The organism is Nitrospira sp. (assembly GCA_030692565.1).
GTDB lineage: Bacteria > Nitrospirota > Nitrospiria > Nitrospirales > Nitrospiraceae > Nitrospira_D.
Map to the genome: position 1 here is coordinate 93,904 of JAUYAO010000031.1, position 15,341 is coordinate 109,244.

13 protein-coding genes are annotated in these 15,341 nt (G+C 61.3%); 1 reads left to right on the forward strand and 12 read right to left on the reverse strand.

From position 1 onward, the window contains the following. Positions 1-34: 34 nt before the first annotated feature. The 12 genes from Q8N04_07920 to Q8N04_07975 form a co-directional block, all read right to left on the reverse strand. Entirely contained in the window at positions 35-3,358 is a 3,324-nt protein-coding gene (locus Q8N04_07920; GenBank protein MDP3090587.1) for an AsmA-like C-terminal domain-containing protein, read from the reverse strand. A 21-nt stretch (positions 3,359-3,379) separates the two neighbouring features. Further along, positions 3,380-4,573, reverse strand: a complete 1,194-nt coding sequence (locus Q8N04_07925) for a site-2 protease family protein (GenBank protein MDP3090588.1) — start codon at positions 4,571-4,573, stop codon at positions 3,380-3,382. Positions 4,574-4,649: 76 nt separating this feature from the next. Next, positions 4,650-5,108 (reverse strand): cupredoxin domain-containing protein, encoded by a 459-nt coding sequence (locus Q8N04_07930; protein ID MDP3090589.1) that lies wholly within the window; start codon positions 5,106-5,108, stop codon positions 4,650-4,652. A gap of 136 nt (positions 5,109-5,244) precedes the next feature. Continuing rightward, positions 5,245-6,615: a glucose-6-phosphate dehydrogenase gene (locus Q8N04_07935; GenBank protein MDP3090590.1), complete on the reverse strand. Its 1,371-nt coding sequence runs from the start codon at positions 6,613-6,615 to the stop codon at positions 5,245-5,247. A 26-nt stretch (positions 6,616-6,641) separates the two neighbouring features. Continuing rightward, entirely contained in the window at positions 6,642-7,313 is a 672-nt protein-coding gene (locus Q8N04_07940) for a cyclase family protein (GenBank protein ID MDP3090591.1), read from the reverse strand. A 145-nt stretch (positions 7,314-7,458) separates the two neighbouring features. After that, a complete protein-coding gene (locus Q8N04_07945) occupies positions 7,459-7,920 on the reverse strand; it encodes a cytochrome c (GenBank protein ID MDP3090592.1) in 462 nt (153 codons plus the stop codon). Further along, complete coding sequence (locus Q8N04_07950; GenBank protein MDP3090593.1) at positions 7,920-8,318, reverse strand: hypothetical protein; 399 nt, start codon at positions 8,316-8,318, stop codon at positions 7,920-7,922. The genes Q8N04_07945 and Q8N04_07950 overlap by 1 nt, the downstream gene beginning before the upstream one ends. A gap of 30 nt (positions 8,319-8,348) precedes the next feature. Further along, positions 8,349-8,786 (reverse strand): hypothetical protein, encoded by a 438-nt coding sequence (locus tag Q8N04_07955; protein MDP3090594.1) that lies wholly within the window; start codon positions 8,784-8,786, stop codon positions 8,349-8,351. Between the two features lie 756 nt (positions 8,787-9,542). Beyond that, on the reverse strand, positions 9,543-10,226 hold the full coding sequence (locus tag Q8N04_07960; GenBank protein MDP3090595.1) for a response regulator transcription factor: 684 nt from the start codon (positions 10,224-10,226) through the stop codon (positions 9,543-9,545). Further along, positions 10,223-12,196: a PAS domain S-box protein gene (locus Q8N04_07965; GenBank protein ID MDP3090596.1), complete on the reverse strand. Its 1,974-nt coding sequence runs from the start codon at positions 12,194-12,196 to the stop codon at positions 10,223-10,225. Before Q8N04_07965 ends, Q8N04_07960 begins: the two co-directional genes overlap by 4 nt. Positions 12,197-12,400: 204 nt before the next feature. Next, a complete protein-coding gene (locus Q8N04_07970; protein MDP3090597.1) occupies positions 12,401-13,666 on the reverse strand; it encodes a hypothetical protein in 1,266 nt (421 codons plus the stop codon). A 51-nt stretch (positions 13,667-13,717) separates the two neighbouring features. After that, positions 13,718-14,596, reverse strand: coding sequence for a hypothetical protein (locus tag Q8N04_07975; GenBank protein ID MDP3090598.1), 879 nt, complete (start codon positions 14,594-14,596; stop codon positions 13,718-13,720). 169 nt (positions 14,597-14,765) lie between these two features. Between Q8N04_07975 and Q8N04_07980 the strand changes: the two genes are divergently transcribed. Continuing rightward, positions 14,766-14,990: a hypothetical protein gene (locus Q8N04_07980; protein ID MDP3090599.1), complete on the forward strand. Its 225-nt coding sequence runs from the start codon at positions 14,766-14,768 to the stop codon at positions 14,988-14,990. The last annotated feature ends 351 nt before the right edge of the window (positions 14,991-15,341 follow it).

Here is a 15,341-nt window from a genome sequence, read left to right on the forward strand (position 1 = left end):
CCGGACTTCACTTCCTTTTCAATCACACCGAGACTTACGGAGTAGTCGGGACAATCAGCTGCTGAGGAAGCATGAGGATATTCGTCAGCACGTCGATGGCCAGGCGGGGATAGCCTGTCAGCCCCTTGGCGATGGACTCAAGCGGAAGATACCGGATATCGGGATCGCTCCGAGGGCCCTTCACTTCGAACAGGGCCGTGGACAATCCGGGGCGATCGCCCGCGAGCAGCCGACCGAACAGCGGGATCTTGCCGATCAGATCGGAATAGGCGCCGAGCGGACTCACCGCGATGGCCAGATCGAGTTCATCCGCCGGAAGATCAAGCGTGCCGGCCCCGGTGATCTTCACCAACGGACTGTCGAACACGATGTTCCGGGACGTTAATACTCCGTCCAGTACCGTGACTGTGGCCGTGACCGAGTCGAACGGGATCCCGTCATGATCGAGATCCACCTTGCCTTTCAGCAGAGCCGGCAGATTCAGGACCTTCAGCACTTTGGGCAGCACCGTGCCGTGCAGAACACGCCCCTTGTCGAGACGCAGCGTCAACGGACCGCGGCTGTTCAAGGTGCCGAGAAAGGGAGCGGCTGAGGACAGCGTCCCGTGCAGACCTCCGGTCAACGAGAGCAACCCCCGGAGAGGCTCCGCCTCCGGGTCGATGATCGAAAGGATCTGGTGCACCGGCATCCCGTCGATCTTCATCTCGGCCTCGATCCCGATCGGCATTCGAGGCCGGATGGTTGCCACGATCCGCCCGGAGAGATTGCCCTGCGGAGTCTCTCCGATCAGATGCGCGAATTCCGCCTTCCCCTCGCCGACGTGAAGATGACCGGAAAGCATCGTGAACAGCAGCCGATGGTACCGGGCTTGCTTGACCAGCGCGGTGATCTCGGCGCGACCGGATTGAGCCCATTGCCGAACTCGATCGCGCGAACCGTCGTCGGGCTCTGCCGTGCCGCCGTCCGAAAACAGCCTGCTGAAATCGAGGCGTGAGGATTCCACCGTGAGTGTCGGTACCGGACGCGTCGCCCAGTTCTTCACCAGTCCCCGCACCATCACATCACTGTCCCCGAGTTTGAACGACACCCGTTCGATCATGGCGTCGCGGCCCGCCGCCTGCGCCCGGAGCGACACCTCCCGCAACCGATCCCGCAGGCCGTCAATCGTGATCGCCCCCTGGTGCAGCTCGACGAACCCTGACGAAGTCCACGAGCGCCAATTCAAACCGCGCCCCGTTACCGTGATCGCGCCCTGGAACATTCCCTCTGTCCCGGGCGGTATGGTGAACCCTTCAGCCAGTCTGGCGAGCGGAAGAGGGCTCACCTTCACACGCACGGTGAAATCAGGCCGGTTTCCCAGGCGCAGATCCGCCTGCCCCTCCACACGGGCCAGAGGCAACACTAGCGCAAGACGGCGTGCCGCCAGCCGGTTGCCCTTTATCAGCGTCCCCTCGATTTCCAGCGCCGCGGCCACGCCGCGATGTTTTCTGATTGCGGGCGGCACCACGACCTCCAACTCGGTCATGTCGATGCGGCCTTTCCACCCGGGAGAGGAGACAGGACCGGACAAGTGAACGGTCGCATGGGTCGGTCCCTCCAGCAGGACATCGGACGCCATAGAGAGCTTCGCTGACAGAAACCGGCGCAATTCCGCCCCCTCAGAGGACATCTCCACGGTCACATCCTCAAAGCGAGACGTCGCTCCCAACTGCACGGCGCCTTGAGCATCGAAAAGGATTGCCCCCACACTCCCCCGCACATGCTTGAGTTCTATGAAGCCGGGCGTAATTCCAACGGTTCCGTCAAGATGTTCAGCCGAGAGGTTCCACTCCGGAAGGCGCACGCCCAAACCATGAACGGTCATCTCGGCCCTGACGAGATCGATGTGCGGAACCGGCGCAAGCGGCCCGGCGATATGGATCGACACCTGCACATCCCCCTTCGGATCCGCAATCGCGTTCAACGCCGTCACGCCGGCGGCGGTTCCGCTGAAGGCCTGCAGCAGCTCGAACAGGGCCCGCGTCTTCCCAGTACCGGTCAATTGAAGATCCAGAGCCGGCTGCACATCCAGATGAGACAGCGCCAGCGTGCCGTCCGAAACCTGCAACGCCCCAACGCCGCCTGCCAGGTTCATCGCATCCACCCGATCCGGACCGAAAAACACGGTGCCCGACAGGTTCCGGACGGGCGTCCGGTCGGTTCCGAACAGCCCGCCTCCCTGCGAGAGCTTGGCTACCCCTTTCCAGTCTCCCTGTTCCGGCCGATCCATTCGCCCGCTGAGCGTTGCGGACACGAGTTCGAGCGTTCCCGCTAATTCATGCTCGATGACGGCCGAGCGGACGCTCGGAGGAATCCACGCGCTCGGAACTTGCCGCAGAGCAGTCTCAAGCCCGACCGGCGACGTCGAGAGGGTCGCCGAATAGGCGGGATGCTCCGCGCCGAGGTCCTGAATCCGTCCCTGGCCGCGAACAACCACCCAATCCATTCGCGCCTCGACATGAGAAATCTCCGCGTCATATCCCGCACCCCCCGGCATGACGAGAGCCCGGGCAGACAGGTCTGCGTGCCACGGCCGTTCCTCGCGCGAACCAGGCCTGTCGGGCGCATGAATCCATGGCGCCAGATCGAACCGGTCAATCGTGATGGAGCCCTCGAATCGAACCGGAGGCCGGTCGGCATCGAATTTCGCGGAGGATGCGGAGAGCGCCTCCATGGAGAGAGTCCCCGCGAGCGTCATCGCAGCCGGCGCTCCGGCTTCGTCGACCTCTCCCGTGAGTGCCAGCTCCGCCTCGGTTCGCAGAAAATCGCTGTCCAGCGCCCCCTTCATGTTTTGGAGTCTCATTTGGTGGGGCGTCTCCCGCCCCTGCTCGTCCACGATAAGGATGCTCCCTCCGGTCAGCTGAAGGTCAGGAAGGAGCCACCGCAACCGGAATCCCCCTTCGCGGCCGGGTGCCGCCGGTGCTGGCTCGCCGGCCAGTGGAACATGCCAACCTCCCTCCCGATCCCTCCGGAGGACGAACTGTGGTTCGACCGCGACGACTTTGACGACGGCGACCTGTTTTCTCAGCAAGGGTAGGACACGCAACGTAAGCGATCCCTGACGGACGCGAACGGTCGCATCCGGCTGCCGATCGTCCCGCATTACCAAATTCGAGAATTCAATCACGAGCCTCGGGAAGAGGCGGATGCGGAGATCGGTAACCTCGATGCCGGTATCGGTCTTCAGACGCTGCATAATCATTCCGCGCACCACCCCGTGATTGAGGAAGAGGGACAGGGCTGGGACGACCGTAGCGAGCACAACGGCAACTACAAACCAGCGCGGAATCCGTGGAGTCTGAAGGTGTTTTGGTTCCATATTGTCTTGGGAAGTGCGCCTTCAGTCGGGCATGCCGTCAGTGGGCGGCTTCTGTGACGCGACCGCTGCCGATGGCCAGCTGAGGCCGGTTTTCGAGCTGTCATCCAGTTCCATTTTCGCGGCGAGCACGCGTAACAGATGGTCGCGCGTGATCAGGCCCAACAGCCGGTCACCGGCGACAACCGGGACTTGATTGATGTCCTCGCCTTCCAGGATCTGCAACACGTTCAGGATCGGCGTCCCCGGCGCGACCGTCCGCACTGTCGCCGGAGGCGTCATGGCCTCGGCAACCGATACCTCCGACCAGCGCTCCTGCGGCACCGCTTTGACCTGATGCAGGGTGACCAATCCGTCCAGCCGGCTGCCGTCGGTCACGAGAAAGCATCGCTGCCCAGTCTTGAAGATATGTTCCTGTACCAACGCGGCGAGGCTCATCCGTCCGGTCACGGCCGGACAGTCTCGGGCCATCACATCTTCCGCCACCAACCCGGTCAACGCGGAGCGCACGCTGACTTGCACGACGCTCTCCTGCGCCGCGTTCAGAAGAAACCACCCGATGAACGCCAGCCACATCCCGTTGAACCAATTCACGGTGAAGCCGGTCCAGATGCCGATCACCATAAAGGCATATCCCACTGTCTGGCCTGTACCTGCCGCAATACGCGTGGCCTTGCTCAGACTGCCGGTAAAGTGCCAGAGGATAGCCCGGAAGATCCGCCCCCCGTCGAGCGGGAAGCCGGGCACGAGATTGAACAGCGTCAGCATCAGGTTGATCGACGCGAGCCAGCCGGCGAGCGCTGAGATCCGTTCAAACTCATCGCCGGCCAGAGAGGCGATCGTCCAGAAGCCGGCAGCCAGCAACGCGCTCGCCATCGGGCCGGCGACCGCGATCTGAAATTCCGTGAGCGGCCGGTCCGGCTCGCGGCCGATCTGAGCGACGCCGCCGAAGACGAAGAGCGTGATGGAGCGGACCGGAATGCCCTTGGCCAGGGCGACGAAACTGTGCGCCAGTTCATGCAGTAGAATCGACGAGAAAAACAGGAGACTCGTCAGAATTCCGACCGCATAATGCTCACTCTGTGTCCAGCGGGGATGCGCCGACGCGAACCGCCCGGTCAGGGAAAACGTGATGAGAAAAAAGATGATGAACCAGGAGTAATGGACGCCGATCTCGATCCCGCGGATGGTCGTCAGCTTCACGGATTGTCCGATCATGGGTCACCTCTCGATATTGGGTATGGCCGTGCCCCCGCACCGCCCCCGTTGCCAACGCGATACGCTGTTTCAGCGGTTACCCGACCGGCACATCGAGCACGTACAATTCCCCTTGCATCTCCGGATGCAGATCGCACCGAAAGGCGATCTTTCCCTGTTGATCCAACGTCAGGCGGATGAACAGCGTCTTGCCCGGATCTATGTGAAATCCTTCGATGCCTGTTCCGAACGCCTCGATACCCTCCCCTCCACCCTGAAGAGCACGGCCCAGGAAGAGCGGTGAGATGAAGCCATGTGTGACGGAGTCCTCGTTGTGGACGACCAATATCATTGGCGCTCCCGCGCGAATCACTTGCATCTTGGTCCGCACGTACATGAAGTCGTGGATGGTGATCTCGATGCGCGGCTCCTCCACGGCCATCGCCTCCCGCACAGCCGTCGGCGCCCAGACGACCCACGCCGCGACGGCAAGAATAGAAACGATACCGACGATTCGAAACCCTGTCCACAATGCGCAGATGCTGCCCTCTTTCATATTGCAACCTCCTGGGGGTAAGGGACCGGTCAATGAGGGTTGTCCCGCATTCCTCGATGTACATCCATCCTGCTTGGGCGGAACGCCTGCACACCGATGACGAGGGCCAAGGAAGTCAGGGGCATCACCGGTCTCCTCAATGCAAAGCGGGAGGTCCGTCTGAACCGGCAGCATATTCGACCAACGGCACGGCCCCCTCGGCCCACACCGCGAGAATCGGTTCCACGATCCGCCACGACTCCTCCGCTTCGTCATCCCGTATCGACAGGATCGAGTCGCCGCTCATGACATCAAGAAGCAACCGCGCATACGCCGGCAGGCCTCCCGATCCGAACGCGCTGTCCAATTCGACCCGCTCGAGGTCGAACAGATCACAGGGCCTGTTTACATTCAGCGACAAGGCGATCCGGTCCGGCGCTAATTCGATCCTCAACATGTTCGGCTCGGGATCGGACTCCCGCCCGAAAGCCAGGTGCGGCACCGGCTTGAAGTGGATGGCGATCTCCCGGCGCTCGCGCCCCAGGGCCTTTCCCGAGCGGAGCAGGAACGGAACACCGGCCCATCGCCAGTTGTCGATGGACAGCACGACCTGCGCGAAGGTTTCCGTCTTCCGTCCGGAATCCACGCCGACTTCATCGACATAGGGACACACCTCCTGATCTCCGACTCTGCCCCCTCCGTACCGGCCCCGAACAGTCTGCCTGACGACCTCCTCCGTAGACAATCGACGGACCGACCGGAACACATCGACCTTCCGGTCCCGCAGCGTCCGTTCATCCAGGGTGTGAAGGGGCTCCATCGCGATCAGCGCAAGCAGTTGAAGCAGATGGTTCTGGACCATGTCGCGCAGCGCTCCGGTGCTGTCGTAGAACGAAGCGCGGCCTGCCGCCGTAATGGTTTCGTCCCAGACAATCTCGATCCGTTCGATATGCTGTGAGTTCCAGAGCGGCTCGAACATGCGGTTGGCGAACCGCAGCCCGATGATGTTTTGGACCGTCTGCTTGCCCAGGAAGTGGTCGAGCCGGAAGACGTCCCGTTCGGGGAAAGATTCGTGCAACAGCCGGTTCAAGGCTTGCGCCGACGCCAGATTCTCGCCGAACGGTTTTTCCAGCACGATCTTACTGCCGGCCGGAAGGCCCAGCGCGGCCAGTGCTGTGACCGTCGGCTCAAACAGCGCCGGGGGGAGGGCAAGATAGATGACGATCGGATCGGAACCGGCGCCGATAGCCTCAGCCAGTCGTTGCCGGTCCGTCACATCGACCTGGCGATATTCAGCAGACGAGAGCACGGCGTCGCGCGAAGCGGGAACGGCCTTGGACGCCGATTTCGACAGCTTCTCCCGAACGTGCTGCCGGAACTTCTCCGTATCCCAGTCATCGCGCGCGAGTCCGATGATCCGGAACCCCTCGGGCAGCTCTCCTTCCTGGTGAAGACGCACGAGGGCCGGAATCAGGAACCGGGACGTCAGATCACCCGACGCGCCAAGGATAACAAGCGTGTGAATCATATTCTGGTCTGCCTCATCCGTCCGGTCTATCCGGTTTGTTTAGTCCGCCTGGTACGCAGGGGTTTCACGAGCGCACGGGCCGGGGCGCCGTCGCTCCGCGCAATCTTGATCGGTAGACAGAGCAACTCGTATGAGCCGGCCCGCACGCACGATAGATTCAATCCCTCAATGATCCAGATGCCCGCCTCCAGCAAGGCGCGATGGATGGCCACGGTGTCCGATCCATAACCAGCGACCGACAGATAATCAATCCCGACCGTACGCACACGACGCTCGGCCAGCCAAAACGCGGCCTCTTCGCTGATGGAAACAAAATCTTTGCAAAAGGTGTCCGTCTGCCAACACCGGGAAGAATTGCGGGTCTTGAAGAGCACGCGTTCGCCCTGCCGTATTCGATGCAGCCGCAATTCATCCGGCTTGATCAACTCCCTGTCCTCGATCTCGATGACCCGGGCCGGCCCCATCGCGGCCTCGATCGGCATGGCCTCCATGCCCTGCCCGGTCCGGATGAAATGCAGGGGGGCATCCATATGGGTTCCGGTATGAACTCCGAATGAAACTTCGGTCAGGTTACAGTCGTCGCCCCGATCCAGGTCTTGCACGCGCGTCACACGCACCGGTGGATTGTCCGGCCAGCGGACCATCCCGTCGCGGAGAGGGACGGTAATATCAATCCATCCTCCGGATCCGTTAGGCATGGGTGCGAGGCTGCGCTCCTTTCCTCTTTTTCTTCCCTCGAAAGAGCACCACCACTCCGATCACCCCGATGATGATGGCAAGCAGACCGAGCAAGCCAAGCGGATCCATAGGCAAGCCTCCCGCAATCGTCTATACTCGTCCGTCCTATTTCGCTCCGCAGAAACTTCTCACATAGGCAAGAATCTTCCAGGCTTCTTCCTCCGTCACCATTCCCGGCGCAAAGGACACCATCCCCGTTCCCTGCACGCCGTTCTTCACGACCCAGAAAAGCTCTCCATCCGTGCGCGCCTTCTGGAATGCGCAGTTCGTGAAATCGCGCGCTCCCGGATCGAGCATCGCACCGGCCATGCCGTCGCCCTTGCCGCTCTTGCCGTGGCAGTTGAAGCAGGTGCCCTTGCTTTCATAGAGAGCCTTCCCCTCTTCCACCACTTTCGGGGGCGCGCTCTTGGCGTCTTTAAACAACGGGGTGGCGAGCTTCTTCGCTTCTTCCAGTTGCGCCGCCGGCACGCGCGTCTTCAGTGGATCCTTTTCCGGGGCGGCGACCGCCAGGCTGGCCGAAATCAGCACCACAGTAGTCACACATAGCGCATATATCCGCAGTTGCATCAGTTCCTCCTTGGTTTGGTTACTACGTCCTCTTCATCACTCGCCGTTTCCGTGATCGGGACGGCGGTTCCGGTTCGATGCCTTCGCGCCACCATGCGTCCCAGACTCTCCCCCCCGACGAAGGCGTACGCGTTATGACCCAACCGCGCGCCCTCGGGTAGACGCCGCAGTTTTTCTCGCGTTGCCGCCCCCACGACCACATGGTCGACCACCAGCGGGTCCTTGAGGCGCGCCACGACATCGGCGACAGCGCGCCGCCACTTTTTCTGCCCCAATCGCTTGAGCCCACGATACCCCACATAGTCCTCGAAGGTATGTCTCTTTTGATACAGGAGATGCCCGAGTTCCATCGGCAGAACGGCATGCTCCGAGATCACCGCGCTGCCCAGCCCGCTCAACGGCCGCGGGCTCCGGTGTGACGGCGGGCGTTACTTCCCCATGCTACCGACTCTCACGACGCCCGGGGAGATGACTTTGCCACCGGGCAACGCCGATTCCATGCGAAGGTTGTAGTTGACCACTCCGGCTTTCGCAAAGCAGACACTCGCGCTTTCGTTCGGCTTGATTGTGGCCGACTCCTGCACAGTACCGACGATGTTCGAAAATCCCCGCTCACAGGACAGGTCTTCATGGTTGATATTGACAAAATCGACCCGCACCGGAAGCGTTCTGGCATTCACAAACCTGACCTCGTCCCCGAGATTGACTATCAAATCAGCTGGTTCCGGTCCTTCGATGATGCGGATGTCGCGCACGGCACCGGACCGGGTTGTGGGCGGATGGGAACAGGCTGCGGCCAACGCGGTGACCATGACAAGGCTGAAGAAAAACAATGGACGGAAACGTGGCATAGATGAAATCGACATGGCATCCCCCTTGATTGTTGGTTGCAACATTTATCCTACCTTTATTCGAAATAGAACCATGCCACGAAAACGTCAGCCTATACAGAGGGGAAAGCCCTACAGAGTGGCGAGGCACGTCGGGAGAACCCTGACGCCAGCAAAACATAAACATTCGGTCACACCTCCGTTTGTTTGATTTGCCTGACGGGCCAGTCCCAACTGTGCCGCTGAAACTGTCGCCGAATAGGCCGGATGCGTCGATCCAAGTCCCTGAACCAAGCCCTTCCCGCGAAGGTTCAGACGGTCCAGCCGCGCCTCAACTTGAGACAGGGCCACGTCGTAGCCCGCGCCGGCTGACACGATTAGCGCATGTGCCGGCAGATCCGTGAGCCATGGTTGATCATTCCCTCAAGGCGCACCCGCGGCAGAATTCACGTCGAGTCAGGAGAGTAGAACGGAGATGCGATCGAGAGAGATCCTGCGAGTACAACCCAGGACGGTTTCTCCGGATCGTAGAAATCGCCCGTTAGCGTGAGGTCGGGATACTTCCGTATCGAACGCCTGTACGACGGATGTCAGGAACTTTCAGGCCATCCTCCTCCGCCGTGAGCGTCGGATCCTGCGCGAGATCGCGCTTGCGCTCCACCACGACAGGATGGACGAGTTTCGCCTATCAGCCGGATCGCCAACAGGACAGCGGGGGAAATCATGACAACAGAGAGGTCGCGTCCGGAACAACCTGGCGTGGTCGTGGGGACCGCTTGCGAAGACACTGGATTAGTCGGACGGAATGAGCTGCTCCGGCGTGAGCAGGCCGGACACCACCGCATACCGGACAAGTTCCGCGCGGGTGCGCACGCCCAGCTTCTCCAGCAACCTGGCGCGATACGTCTCCACCGACTTGACGCTCAATCCCAACTGTTCGGCGACCTGTTGATTGGTGTATCCCTGCGCCACCCGGCGCAGTACCTCGGATTCCCTGCGACTGATGGTGCCGAGCGGCACGAACGTCTGCGGTTGGCGCTCGCCTTCCGAAAGACCCAGCGCTTCTTCGCGCTCAGACGGCAGGCCGATCGCAAGATCGACGAACATGCGTCCTTGAGCGACCGCTCGAACTGCCGACAGGAGATCCGAATCAGCCGCGCTTTTCGTCACATACCCCATGGCCCCGGCCGCGAACGCCATGCGCACGTAGGACACTTCCGCATGCATGCTAAGAACAAGCATCTTGGTCTTAGGGGACGTTTCGCGGATATTCGCGATGGCCTCGTGTCCGGAGTGCGGCCCCATCGACAGATCCACGATTACAATGTCCGGTTGAGTTTCCAGAACTTGCCGAACGGCCGAAAATCCGTCTTCGGCTTCTCCCACTACTTCGAGATCCGGTTGGGCGTTCAAAAACATGGCCAAACCGGTCCGCAGGACCGCATGATCGTCCGCCAGCACCACCCGCACCTTCATGACTGACCTCCCTTGAGCGGAAGACGGACATACACCGCCGTCCCTTTCCCGGGCAACGACTCGATCTCCACAGTTCCCCGAAGCAGCGCCGCACGCTCTCGCATGCTGGCGATGCCGATGCCGGCGGCGGACTTGCTGCCGGCCGCATCAAACCCGCACCCGTCGTCTTCGACGACGAGGCTGATCGTAGACGGGCCGCAATTGAGCACGACCCCGACGTGCCGAGCGGCCGAATGCTTCATCACGTTGGTCATCGCTTCCTGGACAATTCGATACAGCGCGGTTTCCACCGGGCCAGGGGGACGAGGTTGCTCCTCACCCTGGATATAGAGATCGACGGCAATGCCTTGGGTCAGACCATATTCGCGTGCATATTGTCGCAGGGCCTCGTACAGACCCAGGTCGTCGAGCACGCTCGGCCTCAGCCCTCGGGCGATGCGCCGCAAGTCTTCGACGGCGGTGGAGGCTGTCTGCCGTAAGATCCGCATTCGGGGCACTGTCGACTCCACGCACCCTTCGCCTTCAATGGAGCACAGCCCGACAGCCAGCGAGGTGAGGATTTGCCCGATGCCGTCATGAAGCTCGCACGCGATCCGCCGTCGCTCCTCCTCCTGGGCGGCGATGATCCGTGCGACCCACTGGTTCTTGGTCGCCTCCGCCCTTTTCCGCTCTGAAATATCCTTCACCATGCCCAAGGCGTAGCGCGCTCCTCCTCCACCATCGAGTAATCCACTCACAGTCAGGTGCCCCCAGATCGCCTTGCCGGTCTTGGTGAGGTACTGTTTTTCAAGCTGATAGGCCTGCAGTTTCCCCGTGAACACCTGCTCGGCCAATCGACGGTCGGCGGCGGCGTCTTGCGGATGCGTGATATCGCTGAAGGTCTTGCTCGCCAGCTCAGCGGGGCTGTAGCCCACCATCGAGCAGAAGGCGTCGTTCACTCTCATAAACCGGCCGTCCGGCCCGACAAGACCCATGCCGATAGGCGCGCTGTCGAAGATCCGTCGGAAGCGCTCTTCGCTTTCCCTCAGTTGCGTGGTCATCCGCCTGGATTCCGTGACATCGTTGACCACAGCGAGCCGCGCCCGCCGGCCGTTGCTCATGAACGAGTAGAGCCCGATCTCGACGTCGATGATCGACCCGTCTTTCTTGCAGTGGCGCCACACCCCTTCGATCCGAAGGCTGTCTTGCGCCAGAGGCACGGCTTCCAGAAACTGCGGCACGTCTTCGGGCGGCCGAATGTCCTTGGCGGTCATCCCAAGAAACTCGTCTCGCGAGTAGCCGTAATGACGGACGGCCGTCTCGTTGACGTCCAGAAAAGCGAGTGTGTCCAGATCCACGATCCACATCGGATAGGGGGCATGATCAAACAACAGCCGGTAGCGTTCCCGGCTCTCGTCCAGCAGCCGCTCCGCCTGACGGCGTTGGACCAATTCGGCTTCGAGCGATTCCACGGCATGTGAGAGATCCACCGTCCGCTGCCGGACTCGGACTTCCAAGACGGCATGAGACTCCTGCAGCGCCTGATGCGCCTCGCGTCTGGTCAGGCCGAGCTCCAGCGTAATCCACAGCAGCACGACCGCAAAGAAGCGGTTCGCCAGATCGATCCAGGCCGCGGTGCCGACGGAGGACAGCATGAATCCCGCGATCGTGAGCCCCGTGCATCCCACGGTGACCAGAACGGGAAATCGTGTTCGCAGCGACCACAGCGAAAAGTAGACCACTGCCGCGTAAAGGAACTCCGGGGCCGCCCCCAGCGGCAGCTCCAGGTCCAAGACGAACAGCCCGAGCATGAGCGCGATCAGCGCGCCCTCGAATAGGCCGCCGCGCTGCGCATAGTGCGCACAGACCGCCAGCAGGACCTGTGGCCATCGTCGCCCGGCACTCCTCTCGGCATCGTTCTCGCGCCCGCGGTCCTCCGGCCCACCCGCGGATGGGTCCGGCCGGCTCCATAAGAATAAACGAGACCCCATGGCAGCAGCCCCTCCGCCGATCAGTCCAGAGCGGACTCCGAGACAAGACCGGCCCGCTCGTACGCTCAGGCCGGTCAGCACACTGTCCGATGACGAGCACCCGTTTGAGCCGGGATGTGAGCTGATTGCACGGGGGATCCCCGGAGACCGGGATCGGATCGAGCCCGGTATATTTCCCTGCGACACATCCAAAACGGACGGCGCTTACCGGCTGACCCGCACCGCCTTCACGATCTGCGTCTGCTTCAGGCGATCCAAAAACCGCTCCATCGGTTCGGCCGGAGGGACGATCTCGACTGCCTGCCAGCCCTCGCTCAAGGCGCCTTTGCGGCCATGCATATCACGCACCCACTGGTCGATACTGTCCTGGCTGGTCCCTTCACTGAACGTTACCCAAAATAAGAACGGAGGCTGTTGTACGGCTTTCGCTTCCGCCACCGGCGGCGATTGAGACGGAGCAGTCTGCTGCGCTACGACCGTCTTCTCACGATCCGGGACCACCGCCTTCGACACGTCGGGGCCGACTGTTTTCAGGCGTTTGCTCAGTTCCTGATTATGTTGTTCCAACTGAGCTCGTTCGCGGGCAAGCCGCTCGTTCGCGATCACGAGGCTATGAATCTCGGCTTCCAGCTGCTCCTGCTCACTGAGGGCTTTGCTCATCAGCACGCGCGTCATACGATCGGTATCTCGGCCTGTCCCCTTCCGCCGTTGTTCGATCTCCTGCTTCACGGTCAGCACGCTGGACGCGACGGTTTCCTGGGTCGAGGACAATTTGGCCATCGTCCGCTGGAGTTGCGCCATTCCCTGTTGCTGCGCCTGAATCGTATCGATCGCTTTCGATTGCATCTGCGCAAGTTCGCCGAGTTGCCGATCAAGCTTGGTCACTTCAACGAGCGGGGCCGCCCAGGGGACTTCTGCCTGCGTAACGGTCAACGGCGGCTTCACCGGCGTCATCCAGCCGGTGAACCGATCGGTAACTAGTCCGGCCAACGTGACGGCCAGCAGGATCTGTGTGAACACAAGTGCCCGGCCGCCAGTGCGGGGAACGGTGAGCGGATGCGGGACCGTGCCTCCGGCTACGCTGCTCCATGCTTGCCGCGCCCGGCTCCAGAACCCCTGCACAGGTTGAAACACGGCATTGACCGATCCGCCGCGCGCAGTATTATGAACGCGGAGTTCGACGGCGGCTCGTGTAAGGGCAATGCGACAACTCCTGAATCCATACTCGGGAGCGGACAGTCCGCCGAGAAGCACACCATCTTCCGATCGCAGATGAACACTGTCAACGGAAGTCTGACTCTGAACCTGCAATGTGGCTTCGGCGCCCGCACTTTCCAACAAGCCGACGCGCCGCTGATTCACAAAGACATGGATCGGGTCAGATCCGCCGCAACCGGATCGCCGGGGCCCTGTCCGTATGGCATTCAGCAGGTGCTCGCGATAGCCTGAAAATTCGTGTTCGGAATCCATATCCTCCTCCTTCCCATTGCTTCCCACCGGCTTAACTTGACTCCACTCACCTTACGGCAGGAGCTGGAAAACCACGCGTGGCTTCTCCGTCACCGAAGCCCCGTCGAGCCCCAGATCCCAGGCCAACTGTAGACAATCCAGGCACAGAGCCAGATGCCAGATCCGGTATTCAACCCCGTAGCCCTCCAGAAACATGTCCTCCCACTGATGCCGGAGCAGGCAGGGATAATGGTCGGGCTCGCTCTTCCGATAATGAGCCTGCGCAAAACGCAGCAGGCGTTCGGCCTCGCCGTTGAACCGGTGTCGCTGCTGTTGCTGTTCGGTCAGCCCTTGCACGTCGGCTTCAGTGAAGCCGATATCATCAAGCGTGCGCTTCCATCCGCTCTCCCGCCATCGTTGAAAATTCTTGTAGATGCGCGGGCTCTCCGAACCGTTCAACCGGAGCGCCGTAATCACCTGGCCGGGTCCTAACCCATAACAATGATGGTACAGGGCAATCAGCGCGTCACGGCTGACGACTGCGCGCCCTACCAGTCCGTCAAGAAAGCGGCCAAGCGGCGTGAGCAGGTCCTTGTGATAGCAGAAGGGCTCCGGCCGGCTATGCTGTCTGGCTACCATCGAATCCAGCAGGAAGAGCGGACGGCAGGGCACCTCGCTCCGGCCCGACACGAGAAACTGTTCGAGATATTCCGCCCCCCAGCGCAGCACGAATTTTTCATGGGCGACATCGTCGCTCCACTGGCCGGTTTCCCGAAGAAAGCGTCTGGTATAGCCGGCCGCCCGGTCGAGCAACAGGGGCAGCGATTGCGAGACAACCCGGTCGAAGTCCTCGGCAGTCGACACCACTTCTTCAAGACGGCCGACAGCCGTCATGCGATCCGACATGGCACGGTCTCTATTGAGCATATGGGATTGTCCAATGGAATTCATTGTGTCTCCTTCCCGATCTGCGCGCATTGGACAAAAGCGGCTATTCATTCGGCGCTTTTGTCCGTTGTACCGACTGCGGCCCGCTTGATAAAGATTCGATATCGGTTATGCGTGGGGCATGACCGGAACAATATTTTCACCTTATTTTTCATTTATGGAGGTTCCTCCTATGACACGCTTCAACGGATTGATGGCCTTGGTGGCGTTCCTCAGCTTCAGCACGATGTCCACGCTCGCCCTGGCCGATGAGGATAAGAAAGAAGAGAAGAAGGACAAGGGCGGCCACGTGGTCGTGTTCGGCGACGATAAGAAGGAAGAGCACAAGGACAAGGGCGGCCATGTGGTGCTCAGCGACGACAAGAAGGATGAGAAGAAGGACCAGGGCAGCAAGTAGGCCGGTCCGGCGGGGCGCGGCGAAGCGCCGTGCCCCGCACCGTATGCCTGCACCGGCACCTCCATAAAGCTCTCGCTCGTCCCCCGCCGACCCGACGGGCATCGACCAATCGACAAGCCAAAACAGATCACAAATAGTGACTGAGCCATCGGCACCGCAGCGCTCCTCTTGCACGACGAAGTTATGACACGCAGATCTCACGAGCGGCTTCCGATTCACGGAATCGGCTCCGGGCGCCGCAATCCCGGCGGACTCTGAATTTATCTTCCCGGCCGCTTCACATCCCGGATCGCGCGCCTGATCAGCAACACGACCAGCATGAGAAAAATCACTCCTCCGACCAGCACGATC

Coding starts and splice junctions, on each gene's coding strand:
- Q8N04_07925 (MDP3090588.1), bottom strand. CDS start 4,573: ATGATCGGACAATCCGTGAAGCTGACGACCATCCGCGGGATCGAGATC.
- Q8N04_07930 (MDP3090589.1), bottom strand. CDS start 5,108: ATGAAAGAGGGCAGCATCTGCGCATTGTGGACAGGGTTTCGAATCGTC.
- Q8N04_07980 (MDP3090599.1), top strand. CDS start 14,766: ATGACACGCTTCAACGGATTGATGGCCTTGGTGGCGTTCCTCAGCTTC.
- Q8N04_07975 (MDP3090598.1), bottom strand. CDS start 14,596: ATGAATTCCATTGGACAATCCCATATGCTCAATAGAGACCGTGCCATG.
- Q8N04_07965 (MDP3090596.1), bottom strand. CDS start 12,196: ATGGGGTCTCGTTTATTCTTATGGAGCCGGCCGGACCCATCCGCGGGT.
- Q8N04_07960 (MDP3090595.1), bottom strand. CDS start 10,226: ATGAAGGTGCGGGTGGTGCTGGCGGACGATCATGCGGTCCTGCGGACC.
- Q8N04_07970 (MDP3090597.1), bottom strand. CDS start 13,666: ATGGATTCCGAACACGAATTTTCAGGCTATCGCGAGCACCTGCTGAAT.
- Q8N04_07920 (MDP3090587.1), bottom strand. CDS start 3,358: ATGGAACCAAAACACCTTCAGACTCCACGGATTCCGCGCTGGTTTGTA.
- Q8N04_07935 (MDP3090590.1), bottom strand. CDS start 6,615: ATGATTCACACGCTTGTTATCCTTGGCGCGTCGGGTGATCTGACGTCC.
- Q8N04_07945 (MDP3090592.1), bottom strand. CDS start 7,920: ATGCAACTGCGGATATATGCGCTATGTGTGACTACTGTGGTGCTGATT.
- Q8N04_07955 (MDP3090594.1), bottom strand. CDS start 8,786: ATGTCGATTTCATCTATGCCACGTTTCCGTCCATTGTTTTTCTTCAGC.
- Q8N04_07940 (MDP3090591.1), bottom strand. CDS start 7,313: ATGCCTAACGGATCCGGAGGATGGATTGATATTACCGTCCCTCTCCGC.